Source organism: Lichenicoccus roseus (genome assembly GCF_005844085.1).
Taxonomy (GTDB): Bacteria; Pseudomonadota; Alphaproteobacteria; order Acetobacterales; family Acetobacteraceae; genus Lichenicoccus; species Lichenicoccus roseus.
In genome coordinates, this window is sequence record NZ_VCDI01000006.1 from 1 (window position 1) to 12,702 (window position 12,702).

At 67.5% G+C, this 12,702-nt stretch carries 10 protein-coding genes; 6 read left to right on the forward strand and 4 right to left on the reverse strand.

The window, feature by feature from the left end; all coding sequences use genetic code 11:
• Window positions 1-73: 73 nt before the first annotated feature.
• Complete coding sequence (locus tag FE263_RS15825; RefSeq protein ID WP_138327218.1) at window positions 74-2,383, reverse strand: heavy metal translocating P-type ATPase; 2,310 nt, start codon at window positions 2,381-2,383, stop codon at window positions 74-76.
• A gap of 139 nt (window positions 2,384-2,522) precedes the next feature.
• Here FE263_RS15825 and FE263_RS15830 point away from each other — a divergent pair, with 139 nt between their 5' ends.
• Together FE263_RS15830 and FE263_RS15835 are read left to right on the forward strand one after the other, a co-directional pair.
• Window positions 2,523-2,729 (forward strand): heavy-metal-associated domain-containing protein, encoded by a 207-nt coding sequence (locus FE263_RS15830; RefSeq protein WP_138327017.1) that lies wholly within the window; start codon window positions 2,523-2,525, stop codon window positions 2,727-2,729.
• A gap of 213 nt (window positions 2,730-2,942) precedes the next feature.
• The gene (locus FE263_RS15835; RefSeq protein ID WP_138327018.1) at window positions 2,943-3,179 is read left to right on the forward strand and encodes a hypothetical protein; all 237 of its coding nucleotides are present in this window, start codon (window positions 2,943-2,945) and stop codon (window positions 3,177-3,179) included.
• A 15-nt stretch (window positions 3,180-3,194) separates the two neighbouring features.
• Here the strand turns inward: FE263_RS15835 and FE263_RS15840 are convergent, their stop codons facing one another.
• Genes FE263_RS15840 through FE263_RS15850 form a run of 3 tightly spaced genes read right to left on the reverse strand, consistent with a single transcriptional unit; the run spans window position 3,195 to window position 4,894 of the window.
• Window positions 3,195-3,818 carry a phosphoribosylanthranilate isomerase gene (locus tag FE263_RS15840; RefSeq protein WP_138327019.1) on the reverse strand — a complete coding sequence of 208 codons (624 nt, stop codon included), beginning with the start codon at window positions 3,816-3,818 and terminating at the stop codon, window positions 3,195-3,197.
• Window positions 3,815-4,513 carry an orotidine-5'-phosphate decarboxylase gene (pyrF, locus tag FE263_RS15845; RefSeq protein ID WP_138327020.1) on the reverse strand — a complete coding sequence of 233 codons (699 nt, stop codon included), beginning with the start codon at window positions 4,511-4,513 and terminating at the stop codon, window positions 3,815-3,817. The genes FE263_RS15840 and pyrF overlap by 4 nt, the downstream gene beginning before the upstream one ends.
• A gap of 6 nt (window positions 4,514-4,519) precedes the next feature.
• A complete protein-coding gene (locus tag FE263_RS15850) occupies window positions 4,520-4,894 on the reverse strand; it encodes a lipopolysaccharide assembly protein LapA domain-containing protein (RefSeq protein WP_138327021.1) in 375 nt (124 codons plus the stop codon).
• A 234-nt stretch (window positions 4,895-5,128) separates the two neighbouring features.
• Here FE263_RS15850 and FE263_RS15855 point away from each other — a divergent pair, with 234 nt between their 5' ends.
• From FE263_RS15855 to FE263_RS15870, 4 genes are all read left to right on the forward strand, one after another.
• A complete protein-coding gene (locus FE263_RS15855; protein WP_138327022.1) occupies window positions 5,129-5,425 on the forward strand; it encodes a hypothetical protein in 297 nt (98 codons plus the stop codon).
• A gap of 138 nt (window positions 5,426-5,563) precedes the next feature.
• Window positions 5,564-8,668, forward strand: a complete 3,105-nt coding sequence (locus tag FE263_RS15860; protein WP_171034141.1) for a glycosyltransferase — start codon at window positions 5,564-5,566, stop codon at window positions 8,666-8,668.
• The gene (locus tag FE263_RS15865) at window positions 8,641-10,068 is read left to right on the forward strand and encodes a dipeptidase (protein WP_240759777.1); all 1,428 of its coding nucleotides are present in this window, start codon (window positions 8,641-8,643) and stop codon (window positions 10,066-10,068) included. Before FE263_RS15860 ends, FE263_RS15865 begins: the two co-directional genes overlap by 28 nt.
• 832 nt (window positions 10,069-10,900) lie before the next feature.
• The gene (locus FE263_RS15870) at window positions 10,901-12,700 is read left to right on the forward strand and encodes a PQQ-dependent dehydrogenase, methanol/ethanol family (RefSeq protein ID WP_205880408.1); all 1,800 of its coding nucleotides are present in this window, start codon (window positions 10,901-10,903) and stop codon (window positions 12,698-12,700) included.
• The last annotated feature ends 2 nt before the right edge of the window (window positions 12,701-12,702 follow it).

Below are 12,702 nucleotides of genomic sequence, written 5' to 3' on the forward strand. Positions count from 1 at the left end.
GACCTTCTCGCCACAAGATTGCGCCAATTACTTCACCGCAGCCGGATATGAACCAGACTGATCGGATTCCGCTCTAGGGGCGCGCTTCCGGCTCGCGGTGCGGCTGCCAGCTCTTCAGCCGCAGCGCGTTGAGCACCACGCTGACACTGCTCAACGCCATCGCGCCGCCCGCCACCGCGGGGCTCAGGAAGCCGGACATCGCCAGCGGGATGCCGACGAGGTTGTAGGCGAACGCACAGAACAGCCCCTGGCGTATCCGCGAGGCGATCAGGCCGGCGATCTCGATGGTATCCGCCACCAGGCCCGGATCGCTGCGCATCAGGGTGATGCCGGCCGCCTCGATGGCGGCATCGGTGCCGCGCCCCATGGCGATGCCGAGATCCGCCGCCGCCAGCGCCGGGGCATCGTTGAGGCCGTCGCCGACCATCGCTACAGAGGGCCGCTCGCTGCCGCGCACCTCGCGCTGCAGGGCCTGGACCGCGCCGGCCTTGTCCTCGGGAGAGACGTCCGCCAGCATCCGGTCGATCCCGGCGGCATCGGCAACCCGTCGCGCGGCGCCCTCGCCGTCCCCGGTCAGCATCACCGACATGATCCCCATGGCGCGCAGCCGCTCCGTCGCGACCGCCGCTCCGGGGCGGACCCGGTCGGAGAAGCCCAGCACGCCCAGGATCGTGCCACCGGCACGGCTGCCACGCTCGGCCGATGTCCGCTCCGCCAGGAATGACACCGTACCCCCCTCGGCATCGATCCGGTCAGCCTCCTCGGCCATCTCGCCGCGCACCACCAGCCCCTCGGCCGCCATCATCCGGCGGTTGCCCAACAGCAGCGAGCGGCCGGAGACCCGCGCCGTCACACCTCGCCCGGGCACTGCGACAAAGCGCTCGGAGGGCAGCGGGGCGGCATGGCCCGAAGAAGCACGCACCGCCTCGGCCAGCGGATGCTCGCTGCCCGCCTGCATCGCCGCCGCCAGCGACAGCAGTTCGGCGGCCTGCTCGTAGTTGCCGTGGCCCCCCACCGGGACCACGCAGTCCAGCACCGGGCGTCCCTCGGTCAGGGTCCCGGTCTTGTCGAAGGCGACGATGCCGATGCCGCGCGCCCGCTCGATCGCGGCGGCGTCGCGGATCAGGATGCCGGCCCGCGCCGCCGCTCCGATCCCCGCCACCAGCGCCGCCGGGGTGGCCAGGCCGAGCGCGCAGGGACAGGCGATCACCAGCACCGAGACCGCATCGAGCAGCGCCAGCGCAATCCGCCCGGTGTCGATCCACCAGGCCAGGAAGGTCAGCCCCGCCAGCACCAGCACCACCGGCACGAACACCGCGCTCACCCGGTCGACCAGGCGCTGCACCGGGGCGCGCGACGCCTGGGCGCTCTCGATCAGCCGCACGATGCCGGCGAGCCGGGTCTCGGCGCCGATGGCGGTGGTGGCGATCACCAGGCGTCCATCGACCGCGAGGCTGCCGGCGATCACCCGCTCGCCACGCGCCTTGGCGACCGGACGGCTCTCCCCTGTGAGCAGCTGTTCATCGACCAGGCTCTCGCCATCCCGCACCAGTCCGTCGGCGGCGATGCGGCCGCCGGGACGCACGACCAGCTGGTCGCCCACCTGGATCTCGGCTAGCGGCACCTCCTGCTCCTGTCCGGTGGCGGCATCGAGCCGCAAGGCCGTATCCGGGCGCAGCGCGGTCAGCGCACGGACCGAGTTCGCCGCCCGTCGGCGGGCGCCGCGCTCCAGCCACTTGCCGAACAGGATGAAGGTGATGATCAGTGCCGAACTCTCGTAATAGAGCCGATCCGAGCCGCGCAGCAGCGATACCGTGCTGAGGCCCCAGGCGGCGCTCGAGCCAAGCGCGACAAGCAGATCCATGTTGCCGCTGGCATGCCGCACCGCAGCGGCGCCGGCGCGGTAGAACCGCCAGCCGAGCCAGAACTGCACCGGGGTGGCGAGCAGGAATTGCAGCCAGCCGGGCAGCATCATGCGCGCCGCAAGGCTGTCCTGGTGCAGCAGGCTTGCTCCGACATGCAGCAGCATCGCAACCAGCAGCGGCGCCGACAGCAGGCAGGCCAGCAGCAGGTGCAGGCGCTCGCGATGGTCCAGCAATGCCGCCTCGGCATCCTCCCCGGACGCTTCGGGAGGCAGCAGGCGGCCGCCATATCCAGCCTTCTGCACGGCGTCCTGCAGGCGGGCGGCAAGGGCGGCCTCGTCTTCGCCACGGCCGGCGCTGACCGACACCCGCGCGTGCTCGGTGGCGAGGTTGACGGCGACCGACAGCACCCCGTCGACGTGGGAGAGAGCGCGTTCGACGCGTCCCGCGCAGGAGGCGCAGGTCATGCCGTCGATCGCGAGATCGACGATGCGCGTCCGGGAGCCCCCAACCCCGTCCATCGCCCCTTCAGGCGGGGCAGGTATCTCCATGCCGTCCATTCGCCCATCTCCCTCGACGCATCCGGCCTCCTATATAGGCGGTCCCGGACAAGCACCGGAAATGTTCAGACGGAGCGGGCTGCCGCGCAGGGAGACGGATATGGGCGAAACCTTGGAGAGCCGGATGCAGGTCGAGGGCATGACCTGCGAGCACTGTGTGCGGGCGGTGACCGGAGCGGCCAGCCGGGTGCCCGGCGTCGCGCGGCCGCGGGTCGAACTCGCGACCGGCATGCTCAGCTGGCATGGCGACGCCGACCATGCTGCAGTGCGGCAAGCAATCGAAGAAGAGGGCTATCGAGTTCGTTAGCGCAGTCGCGTTGTTACTAGTGTGACAGGGAAAGATCGCATCAATTCAGGTCTGGACTGAACTATCCAGTCCGATAATTCGGCGGCTCATGCTTCGGGAATGCTTGCAGTCAGGCCAGGGAGCTTTATCTTTCTTCCCGGGCCGTCCCGACCTGACCGGGCCAGGGCGGCATCCAACTCACAGACAGGGCCAACCCTGCCGCGGGCGGAGACGATGAAGACTAGTTTGCCGAAGACCACCGCGGCCAAGCGTGCGCTGTCCGCGTTCCATAGCAGCCAGGCCGGTGCGGACCGGATGTCCGAGGATCTGTTGTTTCTGGAGAACTGGGAGAGCGATCCCGCGCCAGGAACGGCTGCCGTCCTGCGGATCGGCCAGATCAGGCGCTCCAATCCGGCGCTTGCTGCGGAGATCCGGCGCGAACTCCTGGATCTGCGACCAAGGCGAGGCTGACCGAACCAGGTCTCCTCAGTCGGGTACCCGGGCCGCAGCCAGGAAAGCCGCAATTTGGTTCGGGTCCTTGCGGCCAGGCTCGGACTCGACGCCAGACGACACGTCGACCGCAGGCGCTCCGGTAATGCGGATGGCTTCGGCGACGTTGGAGGGGTCGAGGCCACCGGCGAGCATCCACGGCCCGGGAGCCCGCCATCCCGCCAGCATCTGCCAGTCAAGCTTCGTCGCGTTACCGCCGGGACGGCTCGCCCCCTCGGGTGGCAGGCTCTCGATCAGCATACGATCGCACCGGGCGTGACCTGGCAGATCGGCCGGCGTCCGCACGCCGCAGGCCACCCACACCGGCAGTCCGAAACGGGCCCGGATCGCTGCGGCGCGCCCGGCGCCGGCATAGATCTGCAGGGCGTCGAGCGGCACCCGGTCCAGGCAACGCCGGATCTCGTCGTCTTCCGGCTGCACGAACAGCCCGACCCGGCCCGGGCCACCCGCCTGCCGCCTGGACAGAACGGCCGCGCGCTCCGGCGTGACGGCCCGCGGTGACTTCGCGAAGAACACGAAGCCGACCCAGTCGGCGCCGTGCCCGGTTGCGGCATCGAAGCCGGCCTCGTCGTTCAGGCCACAGATCTTGACCTGGATCACGCCAGTTCCGCGGCGATGGCGGCAGCGGCGGCGGCAGGATCGGCGGCGCGGGTGATCGGGCGGCCCACCACGATCCAGTCGGCACCGGCTGCGGCCGCCTGGCGCGGAGTCATCACCCGCTTCTGGTCGCCGATCTCGACACCGGCCGGTCGCACGCCAGGTACCACCAGCACCGGTGCCGCGCCGAGCGCATCGCGCAGCATGGTGACTTCGTGCGGGGAGCAGACCAGCCCGTCGGCACCGGCGCCCAGCGCCAGGCGCGCCAGCCGCATCACCTGCTGGCGCGGTCCGCCGGCGATGCCGGTCTCGTGCAGCGCCTCGGCATCCAGGCTGGTCAGCACGGTCACCGCCAGCAGCAGCGGACGCACCGGCATGGCGTCGCACTCGATGCGCGCCGCCTCGATCATCGCTCTGCCCCCGGAGGCGTGCACGGTCAGCATCGCGGCCCGCACCGGCGCCAGGCTGCGCATGGCGCCGGCCACCGTGTTGGGGATGTCGTGCAGCTTCAGGTCAAGGAACAGGGCGGCATCGTCGGCGACCTGCCGGACCGCCGGGAGACCATTGGCATAGGCGAATTCGAGGCCGAGCTTGATGGCCCCCGCATGCGGCCCGACCGCCCGTGCCCAGCGCGTGGCTTCCTGGATATCCGCGGTATCGAGGGCGGCGATGAGCCCGGTGCGACGAGCGCCGGCCATCCCGGCTCAGAACGCCGAGGGCGGCTGCGTCACCGGCAGGTAGGTGGTGCTTCCCGGCTGGCCGTGCGGGGCCAGGGAGGCCTGGGCGGCGAGTTGGGCATTCGAATTGGCGAGCTGCTGGCGCAGGTCGACGACCTGCGTCTCGAGGCTTCGTATGGTGCTTTCAGCCCGTCTTGCCCGCCGGCGCTGCCGCAGCTCGGCGAACCAGACCGCCAGGCCGCCGATCAGGAAGAACACCAGCGCCACGACAATCACCACCATGGCAAGGCTGGACTGGCCGCTGAAGATGTAGGGCAGGTCGAGTGTCACGACCTGCTGGTTCACGAAGGCGAACACCACCAGGACGATCAGGAAGGGCAGCGTGACGATCAGGCGCAGCATGACTGACTCCCCGAGCACGACGGACGGATCATGCTCACCTGGCTGTGAAATAGGGCAGGTGATGGTCCTGCATCAAGAACGCGGCACCGCATGGACGCTGCAACCCGGTCGCCGGTTCCCCCGGCAGGGGACGCGCATGCGGGAGTAGCGGGTGCTTGCGGCCACGGCGGGTTGCATGGTTTCGTTGCCTCACGAGCCCGGTCGACCGGAGCGGGCTTTGGGCCGGAGGACCGCATGAGCGAGATCGTCACGCTCGAACAGGTGCGGAATGCACGCCGCGAGGACCGCATCTGGGCGGTTATCGCGACCACCGGGTGCCTCACGCGGGTCGCCGAGATCTATCCGACCCAGGAGGCCGCCCTGGCGGACCGCACGTGGCGCGAGCAGCAGGTGCGCGCGTACGCGCAATTCCTGCGGCTGTCGCGGCAACCGGTGCCTTCGTACAGCGTGGCGCCGATCCGGCGTGCCGACCTGCCACGGAGCTGGCGACCGCTGCCGGCGCTCGGCTTTCTGCGCGGACGCCTGAACTGAGAAGCCATTAAACGGTCGTTTCTTTAGCATCATTATCAGAACTGTGTTCCGCCCGCGAATACTCGCGGGAACTTTACCCGTTGTGTCATGAACGTGCTAATTCGGCTCATCGATCCGGAACAGCATGGCGGTCGGCCCGTGAACGAATTGCGTATCGAGATCATCAAGGCCGAAGCCGCGGTGACCCCTGGCTACGAACCCGACCTGCGCCCGGCATCCTGGTCGCACTTCGATCGTGCCTGGTATCTGGGCGAATACCCGGCGGCACTGGAGCAGATGAAGGCCGCGGGCCTCGCCGATGTCGAGGCTTTCTACCGCCAGTACGGTGCGAGCCTCGGCCACTCGCCGAACCTGTATTTCGACGAAGCGTACTACATGGACAGCAACCCGGATGTTGCGGCCCTGGTGGCGCGCGGCACGATCGCCTCCGGTTTCTCGCACTACTGCAACGGCGGCTATCACGACCGCTCGCCGCACTGGCTGTTCTCGGAGAGCTTCTATCTGAGCAGCAACGCCGACATCAGCCGCGGCGTGCTTGACCGACATGGCCTGCTGAATGGCTACGACCACTACCTGACCCTCGGCGACCGCGAGTTCCGTAGTGGGCACTGGTTCTTCGACCCTATGCTCTACCGCTCCAACAAGCCCGAAGAGGACCGTTCCACCGCCTCCGCCGGCGGCTCGTTCGAGCAGTTCCTGCAGGGCGGATGCATAGCCGGCACGTTCGCCAGGGTGTCGTGGTATTTTGATGCGGCCTGGTATCTGGCGACGTATCCAGAGGTCGCCGCCTGTGTCGCATCCGGCGCATATCGCTGCGCCCTGCACCATTACCTGACCAACCGGCGCCCACAGGACTATCTGCCGCTCGAGTGGTTTTCCGAGACCTACTACGCGGCGACCTATCCCGACGTGCAGGGCGCGGTGGAGAACGGCCGGTTCCGCAACACCTACGAGCATTTCATCAAGCACGGCGCCGGTGAACGCAGGCGACCGCATGCCGATATCGACCTGCTGCACTACTATCTCAGTGGACGCGTACAGGCCGATCTCGAGGGTGGCGCATTCCGGGACGCCTTCGCGCACTGGCTGTCCCGGTTGGCCACCGGCTCGCTGGGCCGCGTCGCGGAGCCGATCGCCGAGCTGCAATGCAAGCAGCTGTTCGCCCGGGCGGCCGAGGCGATGCTGCCGCAACTCGCGCGCGACGGCCTCGACTTCCGGTTGGCAGCGGGCGTTGCGCCGCTGCTGAGCGTCATCGTCGTGCTGCACAACCAGTTCGCCTTGACCATGATGGCGATGGCGTCTCCGCGCTCGAACTTCCCCGGCCCGATCGAGCTCATCCTGGTGGATTCGGGATCCTCCGACGAGACCCGCCACATCGAGCGCCATATCGCCGGCGCAGTGCTGATCCGGTTCGCCTACAACGCCGGCTTCGTGGAGAGCTGCAACAGCGCGCTCGCGCAGGTCAGCGCGCCCGCCCTGCTCTACCTGAACAACGACCTGCTGCTCGGCATCAATGCCTGCCAGCGGGCACTCGACCGGCTGTTCTCCGAGCCCTCGATCGCGGCGGTTGGCGCCAAGTGCATACGCACCAACGGGCAACTGCAGGAAGCCGGCTCGATCATCTGGCGCGATGGCACCACCTACGGCTACCTGCGCGATGCCGACCCGAACGCGCCGGAGGCCAACTTCCTGCGCGAGGCGGATTTCTGCTCGGGCGCCTTCCTGATGTTCCGCACCGCGCTGGTCAAGCAGCTCGGCGGCTTCGACGACGACTACCGGCCGGCCTACTACGAGGAAGCCGATCTATGCGTACGGTTGCGCAAGGCCGGCTACCGCATCCTCTACGACCCTTCGGTGGTGATCCAGCATTTCGAGTATGGCTCGGCCAACGCCGCCGCCTCGAGCCGGCTGATGCTGCGCAACCACAAGATCTTCCTGTCCAAGCACATGGACTGGCTGCGCTACCAGCACCCGCCGCGGCTGCGTAATGCCGTGCATGCGCGCTCGCCACGCCGCGGCACGGCCGCGATCGCGACGCCGCCGGGGAGCGACGACGACACTGCCGCCGGTTCCCCCGCATTGCGCATCCTGTTCATCGAGGACCGCATTCCGCTGCGCAACCTCGGCGCCGGCTATGTGCGCTCCAACGACATCATCCAGAGCATGGCGGCGCTCGGCCACCAGGTCAGCATCTTCCCGATCTACAAGGCGACGGCCAGCCCGATCGAGATCTACCGCGACATGCCGGAAACCGCCGAGGTGCTGTACGAGCGCGGCATGGAGACGCTGCCCGCCTTCATCGAGGAACGGGCGGGCTTCTTCGACATCGTCTGGATCGGCCGTACTCATAATCTTGAGCGTCTGCTGCCGATCCTGGGCGACGGCTCCAACTTCCTGCCGCAGCACGGCTTCGTGCTCGACACCGAGGCGATCGCCGCCCCGCGGACTGCCGAGCAGAACCGCGTGCTCGGCCTGCCGCAGACCGTGTCGCTCGACGAGGCGCTGAAGCGCGAGCTGCAGTGCGCCTATTTCTGCCAGAAGATAATCGCGGTGAGCGAGGCCGACGCGGCGCTGGTCAGGCGTGCCGGCCACAGCAACGTCGCCGTACTCGGCCATCTCAAGCAGCCGGCGGCGACGCCCTCGAGCTGGAGCCAACGCAGCGGCCTGTTGTTCCTCGGCGCCATCCACGATCCGAATTCGCCGAACCATGACAGCCTCGAATGGTTCATCGAACAGGTGCTGCCGCTGCTCGATAGCCGCCTCGCGCCCGGCGTGCGCTTCACCGTGGCGGGCTTCGTGCGTCGCGGCATCGACCTTTCTGCGCTGGCGCGCCACCCGCGTGTCGATCTGATCGGCGCGGTCGACGATCTCGAGGCTCTCTACGATCGTCACCGCGTGTTCGTCGCCCCGACGCGGTTCGCTGGCGGCATCCCGTTCAAGGTGCACGAGGCCGCCGCCTTTGGACTGCCGGTGGTGGCCACCCGCCTGCTTTGCGACCAGGTCGGCTGGACCGACCAGGCCGACATCATGAACGGCGGCACCGACGATCCGGCCCGCTTCGCCGACCGGGTGCTCAGGCTGTACGAAAATTCCGAAACCTGGAACACGGTCCGGCGTGGCGCCCTGCGCCGCCTGCTGCACGAGAACAGCCAGGCGCTCTACCTCGACAGCCTGCGGGACATCCTGCACGATACCCATGCCGGTGGATCGCCGGCATGGCAGCAAGGCATCAGGCACTCATGACTTCGGACGGCGCGGCGCAGGAAGTCGATCGCACACTCGAGCATACCCTGGCCCATATCGACGCTGGCCAGGAGGCCAGCCTGGGCCGCCTGTTCGAGCTCCTGCGCATTCCGAGTATTTCTACCCAGCCAAAGCATGCCGGCGACTGCAGGCGTGCCGCCGAGTGGCTGTCAGGTCTGCTTGACGGCATGGGCTTCGACGCCTCGGTACGCGACACCCCTGGCCATCCGATCGTGGTGGCGCACGACCGTTCGGATGCCGGCGGCCCTCATGTACTGTTCTATGGCCATTACGACGTGCAGCCGGTCGATCCGCTGTCGCTGTGGAACACCGCGCCGTTCGAGCCGGTTGTCCGCGACGGCGCCATCGTCGCCAGGGGCGCGTCGGACGACAAAGGCCAGGTGATGACCTTCCTGGAAGCCATCCGCGCCCTGCGCGAGGCGGAAGGCAAGCTGCCTGTCCGTGTCTCGATCATCCTCGAGGGCGAGGAGGAGAGCGGCGGTGAGAACCTGCTGCCGTTCCTCAAGGCGAACGCGGAGGAGCTGCGCGCGGACATCGCGCTGGTCTGCGACACCGGCATGGTCGGACACCAGATCCCGGCCATCACCACCATGCTGCGCGGCCTGGTCGGCGAGGAGATCGTGATCTCGGCGGCGGATCGCGACCTGCACTCCGGCATTTTCGGCAACGCCGCGCGCAACCCGATCCATGTGCTGGCCGACATCATCGCCGGCCTGCGTGATGCCGACGGACGGGTCACCCTGCCCGGCTTCTATGACGGCGTGACCGACGTGCCGGACGCGGTGCGCTCAGCCTGGAATGCGATCGGCCTCACCGACGAGGCGGCGCTTGGCCCGGTCGGCCTGTCGATCCCGGCCGGCGAGCGCGGCTACAGCGCCCTGGAGCAGACCTGGGCGCGGCCGTCCTGCGAGGTGAACGGCATCACCGGCGGCTACCAGGATCCCGGCTTCAAGACCGTGCTGCCGGCCAAGGCGTCCGCAAAGATCTCGTTCCGCCTGGTTGCCGGCCAGCAGCCCGAGCGCATCCGCGCCGCCTTCCGCGAGTTCGTGCAAAGCCGCATTCCAGGCGACTGCTCGGTCGAGTTCCGCCCGCATGGCGGCTCGCCGGCCTCCGCGGTACCGTTCGACGGCGCGCCATTGAAGGCAGCGTTGCAGGCACTCGGCGAAGAGTGGGGCCGCCCCGCGGTGACGATCGGCTCGGGCGGCTCGATCCCGGTGGTGGGCGAACTGCAGCAGGCGCTTGGCCTGAACGCATTGCTGGTCGGTTTCGCCCGCGACGACGACCGCATCCACTCGCCGAACGAGAAATACGACCTCGACAGCTTCCAGCGCGGGATCCGTTCATGGGCGCGTATCCTGCACGCTCTCGCGGCCGCCTGAACCACGGTCCCGGCTGACGGCTCGGGAAGTCGGAGGCCAGGCCAGCGACCGCCAGCGCGGATCGGGTTGGTGATCCGGAGCTGCCCTTGGGGTGAGGCGGTCCCGGTCGTCTTTCGGCCAGCAACTCCATGACGAACGCGTTCGGGATCTCGTTTCCCCTGACGGGTGCAAGACATACTGCATTCCCGGATTGACTGCATGCGTGCCGATCGCGGTGAACACCGAGCGGTTCCGAAGCGGATAGAACCTGTCCCACGCCGCCGGCACCACGGTCGGATAGAACGGATATCCCGAATTCGCCGCCAACGCCTGCGGCATACCGCCGACCGTGCGTGACTGGCAAAGGCAGTTAGGCAGCATGCGAGGCAAAGCGGCATCGACCACCGCCAGGTGACGGTCCCGGCGCTCGCAAGATTATCCGGCTAATTTGTCTCCCACGCCGATGCAACGGATCGTGATCACGGTGCAAGAAGTCTGCGGGTTGCTGCGGTCGACCTGAAGAACCGCATTCGGTCGCGCCGTCGTGATCGACAGAGAGTTGGTGCCTATCCTGCCCCGACGCCAACGCCATATTCGTAGTCCTTCAGTATACTTCCTGGTCTTTGCCAGAAGTCTAGCACCGGCCCCGGCCACATCGTTGGGGTCCCGCTTCGCAGGCGATCGGTAACGGAACCGGATACGGATCGAAATTCTCAGGATCCTGCTGCCCGGCCACAACTCCTCTCCCGCGGATGCATTGCGCGAGCCGCAGCCTGAACTTGACAGATACGGCCTTGGTGCCTAAGCGCGTCGAACAGGGATCGGCACAAGTCGGCAACGAACAGGAGGACACGTGAGACATCGAATATACGGTGCACACGTCGCCGGGACGTCATCGTCGAGGCTCGTGCGCAAGGCGTCGCTTGCCGCGGCCTCGGTGTTCGCCGCGGCAGGGCTTGTTGCCACCCCGGACATTGGCCACGGCCGCGAGGCGACCCAGCCCGGCATGACCGTCCCATCGTCCGATCATTCGGCAAGCGACCATTCCACCAGTTGGGAAACCTACGGCCGGACCTACGCCAATACGAGATTCAGCCCGCTTACCCAGATCAACAGCGGCAATGTCGGCCGGCTCAAGCTTGCCTTCACGCTGCAGCTCGGTGCGTTGCGATCGAACGAGGCGACGCCGATCGTCATCGGCGACACCATGTATGTCTCGAGTTCCTGGGGGCCAAAGACGACCTACGCACTCGATGCGCGCACCGGCGACATCAAGTGGGCCTATCGCCCCGATCTGCCGGACGACATGATGCAGTATTCGTGCTGCGACGTTGTCAGTCGCGGCGTCAGCTACGACAACGGCAAGATCTTCGTCGGTCGCCTCGACGGCTACTTGGTGGCGCTCGATGCGAAGACCGGCCAGGAGCTCTGGAAGACACAGGTCGTCGACTACAAGCAGGGCTCGGTCATCACCTCCCCGCCGGTGGTGCTGAAGGGGCGGGTGATCACCGGCTTCGCGGGTGGCGAGTACGGCGTGCGTGGCGCGCTGCAGGCCTATGACGAGAACACCGGCAAGCAGGTCTGGAAAACCTGGCTGACGGCAACGCAGGACCAGCCAAACGGCGATAGCTGGAAAGGCGACAGCGCCCGTCACGGCGGTGCCGCCGCCTGGAATGTCGGCTCCTACGACGCCGCGACGGACACCCTTTTCTGGGGTACCAGCAACGCGTCGCCCTGGAACTCCGCCGTGCGCAGCACGGGCACGGTGGATTACGGCAAGCTTTCGAACCTCTACACCGCGAGCACGGTGGCACTCGATCCCGCCAGCGGTCACATCAAGTGGTGGTTCCAGGGCACTCCCCAGGACGTTTGGGATTATGATGGCGTCAACGAGAATGTTCTCGCCGACCTGAAGGAGAACGGCCAGAGCGTGCCGGCGCTGATGAAGGCCGATCGCGACGGCTTCTTTTTCGTGGTGAACCGCAACACCGGGAAGCTGCTCTCCGCCGATCCGTATGTTCCGGTGACCTGGGCGAAGGGCTACGATATTGCCACGGCACGGCCGATCGCGGATCCGGACAAACGTCCGGCGCTCGACCATCCGGTAAAGGGCGTCTGCCCGAGCTGGATCGGCGGCAAGAATTGGCAGCCGATGTCGTTCAACCCGATGACCGGACTGGTCTACGTCGCCTCGAACAACATGTGCTTCGACATGAAGGACATGGAGCCCTCGTATCATCGCGGCGTGTTCTATCTCGGCGCCGACTACAACGTCTATGACGGCCCCGGCGGTTATCGCGGCGAGCTCGCGGCCTGGGATCCGGTGCATCGGCGGAAGGCCTGGGAGGTGAAGCTTCCCCTTCCCTTCAACGGCGGCACCATGACCACGGCCGGCAACCTGGTGTTCTTCGGCGACATCACCGGAAACTTCCGCGCCCTCGATGCCCGCACCGGCAAGACACTGTGGAAGATCAAGCTGGGCAGCGGCATCGGCGCCGGAGCGATGACCTACGCAGTTGCCGGCAAGCAATATGTCGCGGTCGTCGTCGGCCGCACGGCAACCCTGCCGGCGGCGATGGGCGATGCCGGCAAGAAGATCATCGCGACGACCCCGGAGGGTGGATCCCTTTTTGTCTTCGCGCTCGGGAGCTGAGC